The organism is Pseudofrankia coriaricola (assembly GCF_001854805.1).
Classification (GTDB): Bacteria; Actinomycetota; Actinomycetes; order Frankiales; family Frankiaceae; genus Pseudofrankia.
On record NZ_MBLO01000263.1, the window covers coordinates 1 to 21,865 of the forward strand.

Below are 21,865 nucleotides of genomic sequence, written 5' to 3' on the forward strand. Positions count from 1 at the left end.
CAGCACAGATGCCACGCCGCCACGCCGTACCAACCCGCCGGCCAGCAACAGCGGAAGATCAGCCATCCAAGATCGACTTAAGCTTCACGGCATTGGTCCCGGAGCCCTCGTCGTCTCGCCACTCGTAGGCGATCCGTCGGCCATGCACACCGCCTTCGTCGTTCGCGAGGCCGATCCTGGCGTCTATCCCGGCTCGTGCCGAGGACAGCGCCGAATTGGACGCCCCCGAGCCGGGATAGACGAACCCGAGCGTCACCTGGCCCGGTGTGACCCCGGGCGAGTCGCAGGCGGCGGCCGCTCCATTCCCGGCACTCGACGAGGAGCAGCCGGTCGCCGCGACGACGACGAGGATTGCGACCGCCACCTCTAAAGGTGCCCGTGACGTGCGTAAGCGCATGTAAATCCCTCACTAGCACCGTGCTTGACCGGATTCATTTCCCCGCGCGGCGCCGGCCGGCCCCGGACCCGGACCGACCATGTCCTGGCCGACAAGGCATACAGCTCGAAGGCGAACCGCGCCTGGCTACGCCGGCGGGGCATCGGGTGCACGATCCCGGAGAAGGCCGACCAGCCGCCCAGCGCCGTGCCCGCGGCTCGAAAGGCGGCCGGCCGCCCCCGCTTCGACCACCAGGCCTACAAGCAGCGACACGCGGTCGATAAAACCGGCTCAAACATCACGGCGCCGTGGCCACCCGCTATGACAGGCTAGCCGTCCATTACGAAGCAACAGTCACCATCACCGCGATCGACGAATGGCTCCGCTGACCAACTTTGAAACAGGCTCTAGCCGCTGACGTCAGCTGACCGGCGTGAATTCGAGATGCAGCTGCGTCAGGCCGCGGAGGACGTAGGTGGGGAAGTAGTCGTAGTGACGATCACCCGCCGGGCCGTGAAACCGCTCGGAGATCCGGATGTCGTTGGTGCGGTCGAACAGGCGCTCAATACTTACCCTGGTCTCGGCCCGGGCGAGCGGGCCCCCAGGGCATGAATGGATGCCACGACCGAAGGCCAAGTGCTCGCGGGCGTTGGGCCGATCGACCCGGAACTCGGCGGGGCACTCGAAGCGGCGCGGGTCGCGGCTGGCCGCACCGTTGAGAACCATGACTGTGGTCCCCGCGGCGATCTCGACTCCACCGATGGTGGTCGCTCGGCGGGCCAGCCGGAAATCGCCCTTCACCGGGCTCTCGTGGCGGAGGACCTCCTCCACGAAGTTCGGGATGCGTTCGCGCTCGTTCCGCAGGAGGCGCTGCAGTTCGGCATCCTCGCCGAGGCGCTGGAGCGCGGCGCCGAGGAGTCGCACCGTCGTCTCCTGCCCCGCGGCGAAGAGGTTGGTCGCGACGCGCGCCGGGATGTCCACCGGTGGGAGGGTGCCGTCCGGGAAGGTCGTGTTCGCGATGGACGTCAACACGTCCTGGCGCGGCTCACGCCGGCGGTCCTCGATGTAGGCCCTGAACTGGTCTTGCAGCGACTCGAGCGGCGAGTGCTCCATGGACATCGACGTGCTGCCGACCATCGCCGGATAGTCCTCACCACCCCGCTGCTGCGACTTCGTATTCCACGGGTCCCACTCGTCCTCTGGCATCCCGAGCAGGTCGCCGATCACGGCCATCGTGAACGGGGCGGAGTACATGCTGATGAATTCGCATTCGCCCTGATCGGCGAAGCCGTCGAGCTGGCGGTCGGCGAGCCGCCACATGGCGTCCTCGTTCTCCTTCAAGCGCTTCGGCGTGAGGAGCCGCATCAACAGGGACCGGAAGTCGGTGTGCTCGGGCGGGTCGAGGCACGTGATCTGATCCGAGAAGGGAAGCTGGTGCCGGTATTGCTCGATCAGGCCGCTGACGTCGTCGCCCTCGAGCGGCACCGGGAAGCCCGGGAACGGCCCCGAGACCGAGTTGCACGACGAGAACGTATTCGAGTCCTTGTAGACGGCGGCAGCCTCGTCCCATCCCGTCACCATCATCACGCCGTGGTGCGGCTCGCTGGTCACCGGGCAGCGGTCACGCAGGTGGTCGAAGTAGGGATACGGGTCCGAGATGAAGGAGTTGTCGCGAAAGAAGTCGAGTGCGTCGAAGTCGGTCACCAGGCAGCTCCTGTGGGGCGGCGGATGAGAACGCGCCGCTGACTGTAGCACACGGATCGCCAAATCCGTTGACTCACTCACCGATTAGCGGGCGGCACTGTCCGGCCCCGGCCGCCGCAGGTTCCGCGCGGCCAGCCTCGCTTCGCCGCGGCGAGCCGGTAGCGCCTGGCGGGACGATCGTCGTGCCGGCGGCCGGCCGCCGGCCGCCGCCCCGCTCGAGCTCGACTGGGGCTTGCTGTTCAGCAAGAAGACAAGGGTCATCCCGTCGGCTGCATACTGCTCCCACGACGGCCAAGGAGATACGGACGCCGCCCGACCGCTCGTCTGCGAGCCGGAGATCGTGGATCACCTGATCATTGACCGCTTCCCGCTTGAGGACGCCCAGAGGCGTTCCGAGCGGCGACCGACCGGACGTCGGGTGTCGTCCGCCTGATGACCGACCCGACGTGGGCGGCTCGAGACCTCCCCGGCGCGGCGACACGACCCGCCTCCCACGGTGTCCAACTTTCGGAGAAATGGTTGACGCAGTCCGATGTTGGTCGGAGAGTGGGGCGCCTAGGCTGGCATCGTCGAGGAGCTCCCGAACTGGCCACGCTGCTGCAGCGGCGCGGGACCCGGCATCGGGCGGTTTCTGGATCGGTTCGCCTCGCCTCGCTGAACGGTGCCAGCCGAACGACCACGAGGTGGAGGAGCCCATGAACGTACCCGACCTGGGAGGCATCCCGATCACGTACACGCATGTGTGCTACGTGACGGCAGACCTCGAGCAGTCCATCGCCACCTTCGCCGCCCTGGGCGCCAAGGTCGTCGAACGGGTCGAGTTCTCCATCGGGATCTACGCCATAGCCCAGGTGCCGGACGGCACGACGGGGGTGGACGGCGCCTCGGGCTGGATCATGGTCGAGCTGCTGATGCCGACCGAGGAGGGGAATCTCTACAGCGACCATCTCGCCAAGTACGGGCCGGGACTGCACCATCTCGGGGTCACCGTCAGCGACTTCGACGCCTGCCTCGACGCGCTCATAGCCGCCGGCTGCGTGCCGATGACGGAGCACCGAGCGCCCAACTACGACATGTGCTACCTGGACTGCGGCGCCATCGGATTCCCCATCATCCAGATGGTCGCCAGCTGAGGCCTGGAGTCGACACTGACCGGCGGACCGTACTCTACGCGATCGAGGCGCCTGCCCCCGAGGTGGGAGCTCGCCGGTTGAGTCAGTCAGTTGACTTGAGTCAGTCAGTTGACGCAGTCCGAAATTTCCGCGCGATTCGCTCTTCGCACTGACCGACGCTGCCGTGCTTCGCGCGAGCGGGCGGTACTGGGTGCTCACGCCGGGCCCAGTCCATCGAGGAGCTTCAAGCCGTGACTGACTCGTTCCCGATGCTCCCTCCGATGCGCGGCGGCATCCCGCCGGAACTGGCCTGGGTGTCACCGCGGCGGCTGAAGCGCTGTAGGTGGTCCCGCGCCGGTTCGGGCGCTAGACAACTTACTGAGTCAACTCTATTATGCGATACCACTGCGACGCCGCCACCTCGGGCGCCGTTGCGGCACGACAGCCACCCACTTCGATCCCCGACGTCCGGTGTCGGGGCGGACTTTCTCGGTCGGGCCGGCGCCAGCCGCCTCGGGCCGGCCCGCCGGCTCTGGTCCCCTTCGGGCTGGCGCTGGGACCCCGGGAGGTGTGCCCGGCCGCTGGGCGGCGGCGGGCCCGTCTCCCGGGAGAACGCCGGCACCCTCTGAAGACGTCGGCACCGAGCCAGTTTCGGGCGAGTGACGCCTGCTCCTGAACAGCAGGGACCTCCCGCCCGGCCCCAGGTCTCGCCCGACGAGGCAGCACCCTCAGAGGCCGCCGCAGCAACGGTGACATCAGGTGGAAAGGGGCAACCCGAATGAACTCTCCCAAGGAGCCCGTGTTAGGCAACCTCGGCCGGGTGCTCAAGCGCTACTGGATATTCCTCGTCATCGGGGCCGTCGCCGTCGTTCTCATCGGCGTGGTGCCTGCGCTCACCCACTCGGACGACGAGGAGGCGTCGACGCCGACATCCGCGGCGGCCGGCGGCGCGCCGACGGCCGGCGCCTCGAGTGCGCCAGACTGCGATCCCGAGACGGGCAAGCTCATGATCCCGAGCCGGTTCTTCGCGCCGCCATGCGTCTCGATGTGGACGGCCGACGACAACAACGGCGGCGCGACGGCACGCGGGGTGACTGCCACGGAGATCAAGCTGGTCGTGAGGGTGCCGCAGTCGATACCGCCCGGCACGGGCATCTCCGACACCACCGACCAGATCAAGGCTGATCTCACTGACTGGGTCAAACTCTTCAACCGTCACTTCGAGACGTATGGCCGCACGGTGACGTTGAGCTTCCAGACCGGTACTGGCGAGGACGCGGCCGGTCAACGTGCCGACGCCATCCAGGTGGCGTCGGAGCAGCCCTTCGCCACGATCGCAGGGGGCACGACAGGTCAGACCTATGACAACGAGGCGGCGGCGCGCGACATCGTGACCTTCACGACCTTCGACACTCCGCAATCGCTGTACGAGGCGCGGGCGCCGTATCTCTGGGGCGTGCGGTCGGCCTCGGAGCAGCAGCTGCTCACGATCCTCGCCCGCTACGTCGGCAAGCGGCTCGCGGGTCACGACGCCCAGTGGGCGGGCGATCCGGAGATGCAGTCCAGCACCCGCAAGTTCGGCCTCCTGTATCCCGCCGGCATGGACCAGAACGCGCTCAAACTGTTCAACCAGGAGCTCGGCAAGTACGGCGTGAGCATGGTCGACGAGATCGCGGTCGCTGCCACGGACCAGACGAACGGTGCGGACCCGCAGACCTCCGCGCAACAAGCGCAGGCGGCGATCGACAAGCTGCGTGACGAGGGTGTGAACGTGGTGGTGCCGTTCATCAACTACAGCGCGCTGCTCACCGCGCAGCGAGAAGCCACCGCACAGCACTACTTCCCCGAGTGGGTCGTCACCCCGTACGGCTACAACACCACCACCGCGCTCGCCCGGTACCTCGATCCGGCCCAGACCGCTCACATGTACGGCCTCAGCATCGCCGCTCCCCCGGTCACCGAGGGTGAGTCCGAGCCCGAGCGGCTGTTCCGGTGGGAGTACGGCCGCCTGCCGCAGGCCAAGTCCTTCGGCACCCACGTCGCTCCGGGCGAGCTCTACGACCTCTTCCTGGGGATCCAGATGGCGGGGCCGAACCTCAACCCGAAGACGTTCCAGAGGGCATTGTTCGACCTCCCGGCGTTCGGCGGCGCCACGCAGAGTTTCGTGACGACCGAGACGTGGTCGTACGGGCCTGCTGCCGCGAACGAGTGGCCGTTCGACAACTACACGGGCGTCGCGGACGTCGCGGAGGTGTGGTGGGACCCGGGCGCGACGGGCATCGACGAGAGTGGCCATGCCGGACAGGGGATGTTCCAGTACGCGAACGGGGGCAAACGGCTTGCCCTCGATGACATCCCATCCGGCGAGCCCAACGCCTTCGACCCGCGCGGAGCCGTCGTCAGCTTCGGCACCATCCCGCCGGCCGAGTTAGCGCCCGACTACCCCAACCGACACTGCGAACGCAGGTGCTGACGTGAGGACCCCAACAGACCCTGCGATCACAGGTGCTGGCGCGGACGTCCGGCCCACGCTGGCCAGCGCGATGAACGACCCACGTGTTCGCGGCGTCCTCCGCGCGCTGGCCTGTGTCGTGGTCTTCCTCGCCGTCCAACGCGTGCTGTGGCCGGCGCCGGCAGGCGTCCTCGTGAAGGGCGTGATTCTCGGGCTGCTGTCGTCGCTGCTGGCGCTCGGCCTTGCGCTCGTGTACCGGGCGAACCGCGTTGTCAACTTCGCCCAGGCCGGTCTGGGGGTCGCTCCCGCGACCGTGATGGTGCTGCTCATCGCCAACTACGGGTGGCCCTATCCGGTCGGTTTCGTGCTGGCCCTGGCATCGGCGGGCGTGCTGGGTGTCGTTGTCTACGTCATGTTGATCAGACAGTTCTTCAAGGCACCCCGACTCATCCTCACGGTGGTGACCATCGGGGTCTCGCAGATGCTGTTGGGCCTGTCTGCCCTCGTCGCCGACTGGCTCGACGGCTCCTCGTTCACCCGCGTGGAGCCGCCGTTCTCGTTCCGTCTGACGATCTCCCCGGTCACCTTCAACGCCTTCCACCTGATTGCGGCGATCGCCGCCCCCGTCGCGATCGTCGCCCTTTTCGTCTTCCTCCGCCGCAGCAGAGTCGGCCTGGCGATCCGGGCGACGGCCGAGAACGCCGAGCGAGCGGCCACCCTGGGCGTACCGGTCGAGCGCATCCAGACTGTCGTCTGGGCAGTCGCCGCGACGCTCTCGGCCCTCGGCGTGTTCCTCGCCAGCGGGGTCGGCGGCGAGGCCCTGGGCACGCCTGGCGTGGTGGCGGGACCGGCGACGCTCCTGCGGGCGCTCGCGGCCGCCGTGATCGGGCGCATGGAGCGCCTCGGCGTCATCGTGGCCGCCGCCGTCGGCCTCGGCATGCTCGATCAGGCGATCTTCTGGCACACCGGCAACGGCCAGCTCGTCGAGCCGATCATCTTTCTCGTGATCCTCGGCGCGCTGCTGCTCCAGCGGCGGCGCGGCGGATCGCGTGTCGAGGACAGCGACACTTCGAGCTGGCGCGCCGTCGCCGAGGCGAGGCCGGTTCCCGTCGAGCTCGCGGGCCTGCCCGAGGTCCGCTGGACCCGTCGGGCGGTGGTCGGCGCCCTTGCGGCGGTGGCTCTCGCCGTGCCATGGATGATGGGCCCGGGCCGTACGAACCTCGCTGCGCTCGTCCTCATCTACATGCTCGTCGGGCTGTCACTCGTCGTGCTCACGGGGTGGGCGGGCCAGGTGAGCCTCGGTCACGTCGCCTTCATGGCGATCGGTGCCGGCGTCAGCGGGGCCATCACCGTCCACTGGCATTGGGACCTGCTCGAATCGTTCCTGATCGCCGCCGTGTGTGGTGCTGGGGCCGCTGTCCTGGTCGGGTTGCCGGCGCTCCGCATCAAGGGTCTGTTCTTCGCGGTGACCACGTTCGCGTTGGCCGTGACGACCTCGACCTACCTGTTGAACACAGATGTGATCCACTGGCTCCCCGGCCCGAACGACCACATCGATCGCCTGCCGCTGTTGGGTCGATTGGCGATCGACTCCGAGCGCCGTTTCTACTACCTCTGCCTGGCCTTCGTCGGCATCGCGCTGTTGATGATTCGGGGGATGCGACGAAGCCGCACCGGGCGTGCGCTGATGGGCATTCGGGACAACCAACGGGCCGCGGAGTCATACGGCATCAACGCCTCGCGCGTCACACTCACCGCGTTCGCGGCGTCAGGCGCGCTCGCAGCCGTCGCCGGCGCCCTGTTCGTGCACAGCCAGCAGACGTTGGACGCGACGCAGTTCGGCATCACCGACAGCCTGCGGGTGTTCACCATGGTCGTCATCGGTGGTCTCGGGTCCGTCCCCGGTGCCGTGATCGGCGCGCTGTACCTCAACGGCGTCACCTGGTTCCTGGTCCTGCTGCCTGATCGGGGCCCGATCCAGTGGGGCGTCGAGGTCCTGGCCACCGGAGGTGGCCTCATCGCGGTACTCGGCCTCATGCCCAACGGGCTCGGGTCGCTGCTGTACGGCGTGCGCGACATCGGACTGCGGGCCGTCGGCAGACGGCGGGGACTGCTGGTGCCAAGCTTGATCGCCGACGCCGCCGGAACCAGGACGGCGGACGACGCGGCGAGGACGCGCAAGATCGTGGCGCCCCCCAAGCCGCAGCCTGCGATCCGGGTTGCCGAGCCAGCACCGTTGCTGGCAGTGCGCAACCTCGACGCCGGCTACGACGGCGTGCAGGTGCTCTTCGGTGTGGACTTCGAGGTCCAGGCCGGCGAAATCGTCGCCTTGCTCGGCACCAACGGCGCCGGCAAGTCGACCCTGTTGCGCGTGGTCGCCGGCCTGACCCGCGCCAAACGCGGGTCGATCGAGCTCGACCGAGCGGCCCTCCGGGGAAGAGCCACCAAGATCGCTTCCTGTGGTGTGTCGCTCGTTCCCGGCGGCCGAGGCGTGTTCCCGTCACTGACGGTGGGCGAGAACCTGCGCGTCGCGACATGGCGGCTGGACGGCGACGCCGCCTCGGCCCACCTGGCCATGGAGGACGTCCTCGGCCGGTTCCCCGTGCTCCGGCGGCGGTGGGCGACTGCCGCCGGCAACCTCTCCGGCGGCGAGCAGCAAATGCTGACGCTCGCCCAGAGCTTCCTCCGAAAGCCGCGGCTGATCCTCATCGACGAGCTCTCGCTCGGCCTTGCGCCCGTCGTCGTCTCGGAGCTCATGGATGCGGTGCGGACGTTCCGCGACGAAGGCGCCACCGTCGTGCTCGTCGAGCAGTCCGTCAACGTCGCGCTCACGATCGCGGACGAGGCATATTACATGGAGAAGGGCGAGGTCCGCTTCCACGGCCCCACCGCCGAGCTCCTCCATCGGCCCGACCTCCTTCGCAGCGTCTACATGGAAGGCGCAGCCACTCGCGGCACGACGCGCGGCCACGCTGAGCAGCCCGAGAGCCCGCGTCGAACGAGCAACAACGGACCGACGTCCACGGTGCTGGAGGTGGCGGAGGTGTCGAAGCACTACGGGGGCATCCTCGCCATCAACGGTCTGTCGCTGCGCCTCGAAGCAGGCCAGATCCTCGGAATCATCGGCCCCAACGGCGCCGGCAAGACGACGCTGTTTGACATCATCTCGGGCTATCTCGTTCCGGACTCCGGGGCCATCATCCTCAACGGCGCCGACGTGACCTCCTACGGTCCCGACCGGCGCGCCCGGCTTGGCCTGGGTCGCTCGTTCCAGGACGCACGGCTGTTCCCCAACCTCACGGTGAACGACACCATCGCGTTGGCCCTGGAACGGAGCATCGAGATCAAGGACCCGGTCGCCGCCGCACTGAACCTGCCGAGCGTCGCCGACAGCGAGCGCAAGATCGCGGCCCGAGTCGCCGAGCTCGTGGAGCTCATGGGCCTTGAGGCCTACCGCGACAAGTTCATCCGTGAGCTGTCTACGGGAACCCGCCGGGTCGTCGACATCGCGTGCACCTTTGCCCACCGGCCTTCGGTCCTCCTCCTCGACGAACCCTCCTCCGGCATCGCGCAGCGCGAGACCGAGGCACTCGCGCCACTGCTGCGTCGCGTGCAGGTGGAGACCGGGGCCAGCCTCATCGTGATCGAGCACGACATGCCCTTGCTGAGGGACGTCTCCGACGAGCTCATCGCACTCGAATTCGGTCAGGTCGTGACCCGGGGCAACCCGGACGACGTCCTCATCGACCCCCGCGTCGTCGCCTGCTACCTCGGGACCGACGACGCGACCGTCTATCGTTCCGGCGCACTTGGCGGGTGATCGAAGAGCCGCGAGGTTGCATCCAGCTGATGGAAGCGCCTGACCTCGCGGGCGCTATACGGTCGACTGAGTCCACTATATTATCGAGGGCAACGCCCCGCACAGCGCGAAAGGGCGAGGCGGCGGCGATCCACCAGAGAAGAGGGCAATGTGCTCACAGGAACGGGCATTTGGTCGACGGCGCTCCGCTATGGTGACCCGGGGTCGGTCCCCGACGCCGCCGCCGAGCTCGAGTCGCTCGGGTACACGGCAGTGTGGGTTCCCGACTTCGGTGGCCCAGTCTTCGACTCGCTGGACGCCCTGCTGCGTGCGACCTCGACCATCACTGTGGCAACGGGTGTCATGAACGTGTGGATGCAGACGGCCGAGGCAGCCAACACGTGGTGGAACGCGCTCTCCTCCGACCATCGGTCCCGCGTGCTCCTCGGCCTGGGTGTCAGCCACGCGCCGCTCATCGGGGAAGCGTGGGGTCGGCCGCTCGCCACGATGGAGGCGTTTCTCGGCGCGCTCGAGGTGCCTCGGGAGCAGCGGTGTCTGGCGGCCCTCTCGCCGAAGATGCAGCAGCTGGCGCGCGAGCGCACCGCGGGCTCGCTGCTCTACCTCGTGACGCCGGAACACACGGCGACGGCCCGGGAGAACCTGGGCGAGGGCCGGTTCCTCGCTGTCGCGCAAAACGTCGTGCTCGACAGCGACCCGAAGTCGGCGCGCGACGTCGCCCGCCAGGAGCTGGCGCAGGTCTCGAAGTTGCCGAACTACGCCAACAACTGGAAGCGGGCGGGCTTCACTGACGACGACATCGCGTCACTCAGTGATCCCCTGGTCGATGCCGTGTTCGTCTGCGGAGATGTGGACGCGATCGCCGAGCGTGTGGCACAGCACCGGGCCGCGGGTGCCGACCACGTCTGCCTCCAGGTCGCGCCGGGCGGTGAACTTCATCCCGACGTGTGGAAGGCACTGCGCGGTGTCTGACAGGCTGCTGACCCGCGAGCCGAGCGGCCAACACCATGGCCGCTCGGCTCGCGGGTCGTCACCCGATCAGGTCGACCACCAGGAGGTGACCCAACTCGGACGCTTCGTCGTACGCCGCCGTGGGACGGACCAATGCCTCCCAGACGGATCTTGCCTTGGACGAGTCCTGGGTGGCCATGGCCTCGACGAGCTCCAAGAAGGCCTGTCGCCTACGGATGCAATCCAGGTGACTGAACCTGGCTCCCTCCGGCGTCTGGGTAAGGGTCGCAGTGATGCCAACCCGAACCCACTGGAGCATCTCGGCGACGACCGCGAGTGCGGGGTTGCGCGTGCTCGCGAACGCAGCCGTGATGCCGTCCCGCCAGACCTGGACGAACCGTGGCCTGTCATCGACGCACCCTGCCATGTCGGCCTCGATGGCGCGGAGCGTCTTCAGGGAACTGCGGCTCACACGGGACGCAGCAAGCTCCATCATGGCGGGCTCGATCAACTGCACGGCTCTGGCGAAGTCCGCGACCGTCGTCTGCTGAGCCTCGAGCACGTTTCCGGCGAGCTGCGCAGCGCGATCGCTGGCCGGGTGTCGAATCGAAGGCCCAGCACGGTCGCCGGGGCGAAGGTCCAGCAGCCGTTCCATCTCCAAGATCCGCAATGCTTCGCGCAGCGTCGGTCGGGAGACGCCGAACTCCTTTGCCAGTTCCATGATCGGCGGCAGCCGGTCCCCGTCCTGAAGACGGCCATCGGCGATCCGGCATCTGACCTCGGTCGCCACGACCGCCGCTGCTCGTTGCGTCGGCTCCTCACCGACCCGGGTCGCCTGCGCCGTCCACAGCGGCGTGACGTCGATGGGATCGCGACTCTCGCGTCTGCGTAGGACGAGCCTGCTCGTATTGATGAGGTAGTCGCTCCATGCCTCCTTGGCGACGGTGGCATCGCGTCGCAGAGCAGCGTCGAGAAACGAGCTGTGTCCGGCGACCACCGTCCGGGCGACGCGCGCCGCCGAACGGGGATCTGTGGCGCCGACCGCCGCATAGACCTGGCCGGCGTAGATGTCGCGGAGGACGCCGGCGATGACGGCGATGGAACGGTTGCCGCAGACATCCGTCATCGCCTGGTCGAAGGCGACGACAGCCGTCGCGAACGAGAGAGGGTCTCCTTCGGCGCGCCGTTCCTCGTCATGGAGCGCCACGAGACGGTCGAGCTCGTCGTCGCTGGCCCGGATCGCGACTTCCAGCGCAGCGCGCGGCTCGATGACGGACCGAGCCTCCTCGAGGTCCGCCACTGTGGCCTTCCGGACCTGCAGGAGCAGGGCGACGTACCGGCCTACCGATGCCAGTCCTGGCCGGCGAACCACCGCGCCGCCACTGCGGCCGCGGCGGATCTCGATGAGCGACTCGGACTCGAGGATCCGCAGTGCCTCTCGAAGCGTCTCGCGGGAGACCTCCAGCGCCGCTGTGAGGTCAGATTCCGTGGGGAGCCGTTGGTCGGCGACCAGCTCGCCGCTCAGGATCTGTCGCCGAAGATCGGCGGCCAGGAGATGCGAGGTCTTCCAGGTTCGGCGAGGCGTATTCCACGACGGGCGGGGCAGAGCGTCCAGTCGTCCGGCCGTGGGTGCGAAGCCCGATTGGGCCGGCGTGGCCTTCATCAAGTCGATCGCCACTGATGCGTCGATCGCCACTGATGCTGAGCGTACTGGCGCACGCGCACCGTCCTTCGTTCTTCGCGGGTTCCGATCAGGGTGAGAACACCCAAGTCTATGCGCTCACAGGCGAGGTACTGGTGAAGCCGGCGACCTAGTCGGCGAGATGGTCGAGCCTCGGCACGTCGCGGGCCAGGTAGCCGGCCGGTCGAGGTCGCCTGTGAGGTAGCCGACATGGAGGCAGGTGGCGGTCGGACTTACCAGCTGGAGGACCCGCGGCGAGCCCGGCACCTGATCGTCTCCATCAGGCGAACTTGGGCCGCACTTCGCGTTCAAACAGCCGGAGCGACTCCCATGCCAGCTCTGGGGGAATACCACCGCACATCGGGTGGAGCGTCACCAACGGGTCCGAACGGGTATGCAGTTCTTCGACGTACTGGGCGGGCGTGAGTATCCGGTATCGCCCGTTCGCCCGGAGTACGGCGACGTCGGTCTCCGGTGTGAAGGTCTCCTCGGCACCGTAGAACCAACACGACACGTACGAGTTCCAATCGTGGAGCAGGTACGGCCCCAGCCGTTCCCACGCCGCCTCTGGGTCGTCGGAGAGCGTGACATGGCTGCCGTCGCCCGTGTCCGTCGGGCCGGGGTCTGGCTTTCCAAGCTTGGAGAGTTCGTCACGATAGAAGTCCCAGGGCCCCGGGTTGCTGGGCACGAACCCGTCGGCGATGCGCGCTGCCCGGCGGGCCGCTCCCTCGCTGTCCCCACCCATGACGACGGGAGGGCCACCAGGCTGGCATGGCGTGGGCGTGACCCGGACGGTTCGGCCACGGAACTCGAACGGCTCGCCGGTGAACGCCTGCTTCAGGGTGGTCACGACCTCCGTGACGCGCTTGGGACGCTCCCGCATCTCGACACCGAACATGTCGAACTCGTGCCGAGCCCAGCCGCCCACGACGATGATGTCCAGGCGTCCCCGCGCCAACTGGTCGACGACGGCGATGTCCTCGGCCAGCCGCAGCGGGTCATGGAAGGGCCCGATGAAGGCGGCGATGCTGAGCCGGACCTGCTTCGTCCGCGCCGCCATGGCGGCGGCGACTGGCAGCGGGCTCGGCAGGAGCCCGTCAGGCGATCCGTGGTGCTCGGGCAGGAGGATCGAAGTGGCGCCGAGGTCGTCGGCCCACACGGCCATCTCGATCGCGGCCGCGAAACGGTCGGCGAGCGGCACACCGGCGAACTCCGGACTGCGAAAATCGAAGCGAAGCGAGAACCTCAACGGAGATTGCCTCCTCACGGCAGCGATCGAGTGCTTCGAGCGCGGTGCCGTCGTGATTCCGTGGTGTCCTGGAACGCGGGCCCACGTGAAACTCCACGTACCGAGGCCACACGGCTCTCAGACTATACAGTTGACTCGGTCGACTGTCTAACCCAGGCGCTTCGCGGGATGGCGAGGTCGTCCGGCAGCGCGGCACCCGCAGCCCAAAAATGAGTTGACGCAGTCGCATGTTATCTGGGACGATGCCGAGCATCGACAGCCGGATCGACGCGGCTGTCGGGTCCACGCTTCGGGCAGGGTCCGAGTGAAGGGGAATCCGAGTGAAGGGGAAGTCGATGAGTGCCAACCAGGCGGACGAGCCGGTCATCCTCGTGTCCAACGACACGCACGTCGGGCCGAGGCTCGTCGAGGACCTCCGTCAGTACTGTCCAGCGAAGCACCTTGATGACTACGACGCGTTCGCGACGACGAACGGCGCACACACGGTGCCGGACTTCCTGCCACCCCACCCGAACCGCAAGACGCCCGGCCACTATGACCACAAGGCTCGGATCGCCGACTATGACTACGACGGCGTCGCCGCTGGTGTGCTTTACCACGGCAGTCAGAATCTCGAGCCGGTCCCGTTCACGCCGTCGAACTCCGGTGACGCGGACCACAGGGGCGAGCTGGTCGCGGTTGGTCAGGAGATCTACAACCGGTGGCTGGCAGATTTCGTCTCTCAGGCACCGCATCGTCACGTTGGCTTGGCCCACTTACCGATGTGGGACATCGAGGCTGCGACGGCGGAGCTGGTTCGCGCACACGACTCCGGGCTCCGCGGTGTCAACTTCCCAACGTTGCGCGAGGGCATCCTTGAGTACACCGATTCGGATTGGGACCCCTTCTGGTCAGCGTGCGAGGAGCGCGGGATCCCGCTTGTGACCCACGTGCCCATCGGCGCCGGGTCGACCGCCAAGGTTCGTCGCCCGGGGTGGTACCTGTCGATGGTGCACTCCATGGAGACCGGCGGCTGGATGTCGAGGCGGGCCATCTGGTGGATGATCTTCGGAGGCGTGTTCGAACGGCATCCCGGCCTCAAGCTCGTGATCACCGAGTCCCCCGGCAACTGGTGGCCCTGGCTCGTCGCGGAGCTCGACGGCATCTACGAGATGACGATGGGCGCGGCCCGTAAGATGATGCCCGAGTTGGTCGAGAGCCTGCCCCTGCGTCCCAGCGAGTACATGGACCGCAACGTGTTCTTCGGGGCCACCTTCACCTCCCCGGTCGAGGCCAAGGCGGCCGTCGACGGCGGTTTCTCCACACAACTCATGTGGGGCACCGACTACCCCCACATGGAAGGCACGTTCGTCTATCCCGACGGCACCGACATGCCCTCGGTGACCAAGCTGTCGCTTCGCAACGGCTTCTCCGGTATCCCCGAGGAGTCCACGCGGCGGATGGTGGGCGAGAACGCCATAGAGCTGTACAACCTCGACAGGGCGGCCCTCCAGGCCGTCGCCCGCGAAATCAACGCCCCGACCGCGGCGGAGCTCGCGAGGCAGGTCGATGCCGTCCCCGAGGGAGCGGCCAGCTTCGCGTTCCGCACCGGGTCGAGTTGGGCCTAGCCCTGCTGTTCAGCCAATTCCAGCCGATGTGACGGATCCGGCCGGTCCGGTGACGGGAAAGTGCCCCTGGCCTGGGACGATACGGGCGTCTGACGTCCGATCATCCGCAAGATCGAGGGGCACTTCCCAGGTGAAGTATGGGGACTGGCCGAGGGGCTTTCCGCGAAGGTCGGTGGGGCCAGTGGAAGGGTGTCGTCTTTGGCGGAACCACGGCACTTGCCGACGCCCGAACGGGGAGTCCGGTACGGGACGATCACGTAGCTCATCGACCCGTCACGCCGATTCGAACGGCGTCATGGGCCATGCCGCTGGAGGATTCATGCAATTACCCAAGGAACTTGGCGACATTCCCGTCACCTTCACGCACTTCTGTTACCTGACCCGGGACCTGGAGCATTCGACGGCGTCGCTGAGAGCGCTCGGTGTGAGGGACCTTGAGCGGGTGGATTTCGGGATGGGTGTCTACGTCATCGCTGAACTGCCGAACGGTGCTGGAATGGCTGGCGAGGCGTCGCCAGGCGCACTGAGGATCGAGCTGCTGTCGCCGACGTCCGAGGGAAACATCTACAGCGACCACCTGGCCCGTTACGGACCAGGCCTGCACCACATCGGCATTCTCGTCCCCGACTTCGACCAGTACCTCGAGGCGTTCACCAAGGCCGGGTGCGAGATCGTTTTCGACATGCAGCGAGAGGCGCTTGTGGCAGCAGCCGACTCTGTCGACGGCGCGTCGAAGGACGCTTTCCTCGAGAACCACCCGACTTACAAGATGTGCTACTTGGACTGCAGCGCCGTCGGATTCCCCACCATCGAGATGGTGAGCCTCTGACCTAGTTTCGCCAGTCGAGCTGCTGGAGATCGTCGATGTGTTCTCAGCTTGATCGACATCGAGTCGAGGGTCATTCTGTCGGTTTTCGGGTGCGCCAGTTCGCCGCTGCCGTCCCGGTTGGTGACCTCACCGGCGCCTCGGAATCGGCCGGAGTTTGGGCTGGCGCGTCCTCATGGGGCGGGCCCGGCCGGGCCGTCCCCGAACCGTCAGGGCTGTTGGTTCAGGGCGGTCATCTGCTGCGGGGTGATGACGTCGCCGCAGATGGCCGTGTTGCTGGCCGGCTGGAACCTGGACCCGTCTGGGCTGATCTTGATGGCGTAGTAGCAGGTGGAGGTCTGGCGGTAGTTCGTGGACAGGTCGATGTTGGCGTCGGCGGTCAGGCCTGCGCCGTCGTAGTTCCTGACGGCGCGCAGTCCGGAGATGAAGGACTCCCTGGTCGGGCATTTCCCGGCGGCCTGCAGGCCGCGGATGAACAGGTCAGCCGAGGTCCAGCCGTTCACCGCCTGGTCCTGGGTCGGTGGCTGGATCTCGGGGACGTAGTCGCTCATCGCCTGCTTGAACTTCTTCTGCGTGTCGGTGTCGAGTTCGAAAGGCTGAACGTCGGTGAGGATGGACGCGCCGGCGAGCGAACTGCCGTATCTCGCCAGGCTGTTGTCGTCATAGCCCAGCGGCATCAGCGCGGCCTTGAGGCCGCCGCCGACGGTGAAGCCTATCTTGGCGAGCTCGGGGAGCAGCTGTGCGGCCGCGTCGGGGAGCAGCACGCCGGCGAGGGCGTCGATGTCGTTGGCCTTGATCTGCTGGGCGACGGTCTCGTAGCTCGTGATCTGGCTGACGTTGAACACCTTGACGATCTTGACGCCGGTTGCCTTCAGGCTCGCGACGACCTGCTGTGCGTAGTTATCGCTCGTGGAGCTCGCGCCGATCGTGAAGACGGCGGCGCGGGTGCCGCCCTGCTCGCGGACGTACTTGCCCAAGGTGGTGCTGGAGCCGTTCCCGAGGTAGAACCACGAGAACATGTTGTTCATGCCGAGCCACGCCCTGTCGCTGGCGATACCCGCCACCGGGATGTTGCGTTCCTGCAGGAGCGCGGCCGAGTCACTGCCGCCGCCGGGCGCGTAGATGAGTCCGAAGATCTTCTCCTGGTCGAGGAGCTCGTGGACCATGCGCACGTTGAGGGCGGGATCGGCCTGGTCGTCGCGCCAGGCGTAGGTGACCTTGCGCCCGTTGACGCCGCCGTCCTCCTCGTCGAGAACGTGGAGGCGGGCGTCCACGCCCGCCCGGAAGGCGCGCATGGTTTCGGCTCCCGGCCCTGTGTCGTTCCAGACGACGCCGGCCTTGACGTCGGTGGGCGTGATGCCGGGCACCGTCGACGAACACGCCGCCCCGCCCGCCCCGCCCGCGCCTTCGCCACCACAGGCGACCAGGGACGCGGCCAGGCCGCTGACGCTGACCGCGAGTGTAGCTGCTCTCATTAATCGGTTGTTCGCGGGAAGTGACATGCCGCGGCTCCTTTGTCATCATCGCGGCGGTGCTCACCCAGGTGGGTGAGCACCGCCGCGCGGGAGGCCTCCGCCGACACGGCCTCAGTCTTGCGCCGAAGAAGGGCGGGAATGCCTCCCCCTGTGTCGCCCGAATGTACTGCGGGGCGCTGGGCAAGACCGGTAACTGCCGCGGTGGCCGGATGGGTGAAGTCCATGGCCTTGGCGAGTTTTGACCAAGCCTTGATCCAGATCTTGATTTTCGATATCTACAGAGCCCTGGCAGCACAGTGCGCCCGCTGTCGGAGGAGTCCGGAGCGATTTACCGGCCAAGGCTCTGGCGGCCGTACGACGTGGGTTCGGAAGACGGCACCTTAACCCGAAGGTCGGCTGACCGTACATGCACCACGTGCTGGCCCCTTTCGCCGCCGGCGCTCCGGCCCGAGGGCGGAGACTACCGGCGCCGCCGTTCAAGAGCGACGGTCCATGACCGACATCCGCCGCGGGACCAATATCCGCGTCGCCTTGTCAAGGCTCAGCCGAGGGTCGCGCGGGCATCGCCCGCGGAGCGGCGGACGGCCATGTCCGTCAGCTCCTTCACCTGCCCCGCGGGTACTGGAACTCCCGGAGTTTCGAAGAACCAGCGCTGCGTCTCTTCCTGGTCCATTTCCTTGGGCCGTGTCGCAATGTAGGGCTGGACGTAGACCGGGGTGCCGGGTTCGCTGCGCCAGCTGTCGGCGAGCGTGCCGATGTCCACCGCGTCGTAGCCAAGCGTATCCAGCAGCCGGGCCACCTGCGCCTTGGCCGCCCTATCGTCACCAGCGATGGGCAGGGAGCTGCGATCCGGGGCGTCAGCGGGCCGGGCGAGCAGGAACAGCCGCCGGAAGTCGACGTTGTTGAAAGCCTTGACCACCTGGGATTCGGCTAGGTGCCGCTGCACCAGGGCGCTGGAGGTAAGCGTCCCCGCGTCCAGCTCCGCGATGCGGCCGTCGCGCTCCGGATAGTAGTTCATCGTGTCGATCACGGTCTTGCCCGCAAGGCCCGCCGCGGGGAGCCGCTCGTACCCCGCCAGCGGGACGGTCGCCACGACCAGATCGGCAGCCCAGGCGGCTTCGGCCGGGGTGGCCGCCCGCGCGTGCTCGCCGAGTTCGGCGACGAGGTCGGCGAGGGTCTCGGGGCCACGGGAGTTACTCACCACGACCTCCAGACCGGCGCTGACTGCGAGGCGGGCCAGCGCGCTGCCGATCATGCCGCTGCCGATAAGCCCGAGAGTTTTGGCCACCGTGCGATGCCTCCGTTCCAGCCAGGCGACGCGGCGTCGTAGGACGGCCGTGCAGGGCCTGGAATATAGATTCGATAACGACGCTAAATCGAAGAGATGAAGCTGCGTGTCAAACTAGCAACCTGGGGTCGCTTCTGCAAACCGGGTCCGGGACCGAGGGCAGGGTCGCGAGGTGACCGAAACAGCGCGCCCGAACACGCGGGGCATCACACGGGCCGCCGTGCGGGCCAGGCTGGGCCAGGTGGCCGTCGAGCTGTTCCGCCGCGGAGGCTTCGAGAACGTCACCATCAACGACCTAGCCGCGGCCGCTGGCGTGTCCCGCGACACCTTCCTGCGCTAGTTCGGCAGCAAGGAGACGGCGTCCTGAGCGCTTCGACGCACAGGGCTACCCTGTCGCCGACGCCCTGCGCGCCGCTGATGAGGACGACTGGACGGCACCACGGCGGGCGCTGGACACCGTCATCGAGCCTTACCGTCGGCCGGGAACGGCTGGGCCTCAGGCGAGCTGCGTGCCGCCGTCCACGGAAAGGACATGGCCGGTGACGAACGCGGCGGCATCGGAGGCCAGGTAGACGACGGCGGCACCGATCTCAGCCGGGTAGGCGAAATGGCGCCGCAACAGGGTGCGACGGCCGATCGGGTGCATCTCCTCGGTTCCGGTCGCGGCGAGTCGCCCGAAGACCCCGCCCGGGTGCCAGCGGCTACCGGAGCTGATGTCCTGCCCGGGGTCCTGCGGGAGTGTGCCGTAGGTCGCGATCGCGTTCACGGTGATGCCCTGCTTGCCGACTTCCTTGGCGAGGACCTTGGTAAACGCGTACACAGCGCCTTTCATCGCCGAGGAGACCGCCAGCAAAGGATCGCCGATCATACCGGACGTCGACCCGATGTTGATAATCCGCCCGCTTCCCTGCGAGATCATCCCGGGGAGCACCGCGTGGGTGCAGTTCAACGTGCTGATGATGTTCAACGCGATGTCCAGCTCCCACGTCGTGGGACCTGAGTCCACGAACGCGTCCAGGTCGACGTTGCCGCCCACATTGTTCACCAGCACGTCGACCCCGCCGAACTGCTCGCGCACGGCCATGACCACATCGCCGACCTGAGCGCGGTCGGTGACGTCGGCGGCCTGCCAGAGCACGTCCTTGGCGCCGTACTCCCACAGCTGCTCGCATACCCGCCGGCCCTGCACCTCGTCGCGACCGACGATTACCACGCCTGCCCCCTCGGCAGCGAACGCAAGGGCTGTCGCCCGGCCGATATTGGCATTCCCGCCGGTGACCACCACCGTGCGGCCAGCTAACCCGGTCTTCACCGTGCTCTCCTTTGTCAGCGGGTCGGGAGGTCGACGAGAACCTTTGTGCGCCGGCCTTCGCGTAGGTCGTCGAGGACGTCATGAAGCTCGTAGAGGCTGACCTGCTCGACCCAGCCCTTTGCCGGATAGGCGCCCTTGGCGATGAGCTCGATCACGCGGGGGAACACGCCGGGGGCGTACCCCAACGATCCGGTGAGCTCGATCTCCCCGCGGGTCAGCACCCATGGGGTGAAGGAAACCGCTCGATCCGAGAAGCCGATCCCGACGTACCTCCCACGTGCCCGTAGCACGGCCGGGGCGAGGCTGAAGGTGGCCTCCGCCCCGGCACAGTCCACCGCGACGTCGACACCCCGGCCCGCCGTCCGGTGGCGCACCTCATCCGTGACATCCGACGTCGCCGGGTCGATGACGTCCGCGACGCCGAGCGCCACGATCGCCGCTCGTCGAGCCGGCGCCGGCTCGACGAGCAAGATGTCCTCCACCCCGACGGCACGCAGGCCGAACATGACGCCGATCCCGATCGGCCCGGCGCCGAACACGAGAGCAGACTGGCCGGGCTCGACGCCGGAGCGCAGTACCCCGTTGAACGCGACCGACATGGGCTCCACGAGCGCGCCGTCGGCCAGCGACATCGACGCCGGGAGGTGATGCACCATCGCGCGTGGCACGACCGTGTACTGGGCCAGCCCACCCCCAGGGGAACAGATCCCGTGCGTCGTGACCAGGCGGCACAGCTGCCGCAGCCCCACGCGGCAGCGATCGCAGTCGCCGCACGAGTACAAAGGCTCGACACAGACCCGGTCGCCGACGGCGACGTCGGAGACGTCCGCTCCGACAGCGGCCACCACCCCGGCGAACTCGTGACCTGGAATCTGGGGCAGTACGCCGCCGGTGAGCGGGTGCGGCGTGTTCGTGCAGGCCCGCGGCCCGCAGAAGATCTCGGCCAGGTCGGTGCCGCACAGCCCGTTGTGGGCGACGGCCACCTTCACCTGGCCCGCGGCCGGTTCCGGTTCGGGAACCTCCTCGATCCGAATGTCTTCAGGACCATGCAGCCTTGCCGCGATCATGCCCACCGCCTAACGAGGGGGATTGCAGGTCAGACGACCTAGCCGAAACATGCCGGGAGTCACCGGCGGGAGTCACCGCCGGTCGCGGTTGCCGCGGAAGAAGTGCCGGGTGTCGAACACCAGCCTGCCGTTCGCACGGTCGGCGGCCTGCACGGCGGCCGCCGCACTCGGCAGGTCGCTGATGGCCATCATCGCCAGGAACTCCACCTGCACCTGAATGCCGGCATCGGCCTGTGAACGCGACGGACCGCGGCGTCCCACACCCTGCGCCCCAGGTCCCGGGGGCGTGATGCCGCCTCCTCTGTCAACGCCACGTCCAGTGGACTCAGCGACAGCCGGCCGAACCCACCTGTTGCCGCTGGTGCGAGTCGCGCCTCGAGCGGGCTCTGTAAGCCCAGGTCCCGGGCCGCACCCAGCCGATGCCGTCCAGTGCCTTGGTCATCTGTCCCCCCTCGTGTCTTAGGACGAGCCCGGGACGCGGACCACGGAGGTCGGCACGCACTGGCGCCCGCAGTTGTGATCATGTGTCCATCGGGACTCGTCCGGGACTCTATGCCGAATCGTGCACTCAGTTCCACCCCTGATAGCGGGGGCCAGTTGTGGCGATGCGGGGACACGACCGGTCTACTCCGCTCGACTGCGGCGCGGTGGGGTGATCGCCCGAGGTGCTGTCCGTCGGCCACTGCCAACGGGCATCCCCCGATGGTGCAGACCACCCTGAGCAGGAGCTTTCTCGAGAAGCCGCCGACTCAACCAGCCGACGCGACGCCGGACGCGGTCCGCCGCGAAGGCCCGGCCGAACCCGAAGCCCCGCTGTGGCGACAAGGCCCATACGCTCAGTCAACGACCCTGAGTCCTTCGCCGACGGGTAGATACAACGCTGCCAGACGACGTTCGGTATCCCCTTCGAGCTCGTCGCCACCCCCGCGTGGTTCAACGGGCGGCCTG

The 21,865-nt window shown here is 67.8% G+C and carries 16 protein-coding genes; 7 read left to right on the top strand and 9 right to left on the bottom strand.

The window, feature by feature from the left end:
* Positions 1-58 precede the first annotated feature (58 nt).
* Positions 59-364 (bottom strand): ABC transporter substrate-binding protein, encoded by a 306-nt coding sequence (locus tag BCD48_RS40105; protein WP_071053633.1) that lies wholly within the window; start codon positions 362-364, stop codon positions 59-61.
* Positions 365-796: 432 nt separating this feature from the next.
* The gene (locus BCD48_RS40115) at positions 797-2,080 is read right to left on the bottom strand and encodes a cytochrome P450 (protein WP_071053634.1); all 1,284 of its coding nucleotides are present in this window, start codon (positions 2,078-2,080) and stop codon (positions 797-799) included.
* Between the two features lie 695 nt (positions 2,081-2,775).
* Between BCD48_RS40115 and BCD48_RS40120 the strand changes: the two genes are divergently transcribed.
* The 4 genes from BCD48_RS40120 to BCD48_RS40135 all read left to right on the top strand — a co-directional run bounded on the left by BCD48_RS40120 (position 2,776) and on the right by BCD48_RS40135 (position 10,433).
* Entirely contained in the window at positions 2,776-3,213 is a 438-nt protein-coding gene (locus BCD48_RS40120; protein WP_071053635.1) for a VOC family protein, read from the top strand.
* 778 nt (positions 3,214-3,991) lie between these two features.
* A complete protein-coding gene (locus BCD48_RS40125; protein ID WP_131804209.1) occupies positions 3,992-5,665 on the top strand; it encodes a type 1 periplasmic-binding domain-containing protein in 1,674 nt (557 codons plus the stop codon).
* Between the two features lies 1 nt (position 5,666).
* A complete protein-coding gene (locus BCD48_RS40130) occupies positions 5,667-9,464 on the top strand; it encodes an ABC transporter permease subunit (protein WP_131804210.1) in 3,798 nt (1,265 codons plus the stop codon).
* A 150-nt stretch (positions 9,465-9,614) separates the two neighbouring features.
* Positions 9,615-10,433 carry a TIGR03620 family F420-dependent LLM class oxidoreductase gene (locus BCD48_RS40135; RefSeq protein WP_071053638.1) on the top strand — a complete coding sequence of 273 codons (819 nt, stop codon included), beginning with the start codon at positions 9,615-9,617 and terminating at the stop codon, positions 10,431-10,433.
* 58 nt (positions 10,434-10,491) lie between these two features.
* On the opposite strand, the gene BCD48_RS40140 is transcribed toward BCD48_RS40135, so the two are convergent.
* Both BCD48_RS40140 and BCD48_RS40145 read right to left on the bottom strand, forming a co-directional pair.
* Positions 10,492-12,090 carry a FadR/GntR family transcriptional regulator gene (locus tag BCD48_RS40140; RefSeq protein ID WP_241842357.1) on the bottom strand — a complete coding sequence of 533 codons (1,599 nt, stop codon included), beginning with the start codon at positions 12,088-12,090 and terminating at the stop codon, positions 10,492-10,494.
* A gap of 283 nt (positions 12,091-12,373) precedes the next feature.
* Positions 12,374-13,342, bottom strand: a complete 969-nt coding sequence (locus BCD48_RS40145) for an LLM class flavin-dependent oxidoreductase (protein ID WP_071053639.1) — start codon at positions 13,340-13,342, stop codon at positions 12,374-12,376.
* A 335-nt stretch (positions 13,343-13,677) separates the two neighbouring features.
* On the opposite strand from BCD48_RS40145, the gene BCD48_RS40150 reads away from it, so the two are divergent.
* Entirely contained in the window at positions 13,678-14,949 is a 1,272-nt protein-coding gene (locus tag BCD48_RS40150) for an amidohydrolase family protein (RefSeq protein ID WP_071053712.1), read from the top strand.
* Between the two features lie 319 nt (positions 14,950-15,268).
* Entirely contained in the window at positions 15,269-15,778 is a 510-nt protein-coding gene (locus tag BCD48_RS51760; RefSeq protein ID WP_071053640.1) for a VOC family protein, read from the top strand.
* A 206-nt stretch (positions 15,779-15,984) separates the two neighbouring features.
* Here BCD48_RS51760 and BCD48_RS40160 read toward each other — a convergent pair whose 3' ends face one another.
* On the bottom strand, positions 15,985-17,277 hold the full coding sequence (locus tag BCD48_RS40160) for an ABC transporter substrate-binding protein (RefSeq protein WP_071053641.1): 1,293 nt from the start codon (positions 17,275-17,277) through the stop codon (positions 15,985-15,987).
* A 514-nt stretch (positions 17,278-17,791) separates the two neighbouring features.
* The gene (locus tag BCD48_RS40165; RefSeq protein ID WP_071053642.1) at positions 17,792-18,538 is read right to left on the bottom strand and encodes an NADPH-dependent F420 reductase; all 747 of its coding nucleotides are present in this window, start codon (positions 18,536-18,538) and stop codon (positions 17,792-17,794) included.
* 172 nt (positions 18,539-18,710) lie between these two features.
* On the opposite strand from BCD48_RS40165, the gene BCD48_RS54540 reads away from it, so the two are divergent.
* Positions 18,711-18,878 (top strand): TetR family transcriptional regulator, encoded by a 168-nt coding sequence (locus BCD48_RS54540; protein WP_241842358.1) that lies wholly within the window; start codon positions 18,711-18,713, stop codon positions 18,876-18,878.
* A gap of 156 nt (positions 18,879-19,034) precedes the next feature.
* On the opposite strand, the gene BCD48_RS40170 is transcribed toward BCD48_RS54540, so the two are convergent.
* The 3 genes from BCD48_RS40170 to BCD48_RS55210 form a co-directional block, all read right to left on the bottom strand.
* The gene (locus tag BCD48_RS40170) at positions 19,035-19,850 is read right to left on the bottom strand and encodes an SDR family NAD(P)-dependent oxidoreductase (RefSeq protein WP_071053643.1); all 816 of its coding nucleotides are present in this window, start codon (positions 19,848-19,850) and stop codon (positions 19,035-19,037) included.
* 14 nt (positions 19,851-19,864) lie between these two features.
* Positions 19,865-20,917 (bottom strand): 2,3-butanediol dehydrogenase, encoded by a 1,053-nt coding sequence (locus tag BCD48_RS40175; protein WP_071053644.1) that lies wholly within the window; start codon positions 20,915-20,917, stop codon positions 19,865-19,867.
* 72 nt (positions 20,918-20,989) lie between these two features.
* Positions 20,990-21,124 carry a hypothetical protein gene (locus BCD48_RS55210; protein ID WP_274536630.1) on the bottom strand — a complete coding sequence of 45 codons (135 nt, stop codon included), beginning with the start codon at positions 21,122-21,124 and terminating at the stop codon, positions 20,990-20,992.
* Between the last annotated feature and the right edge of the window lie 741 nt (positions 21,125-21,865).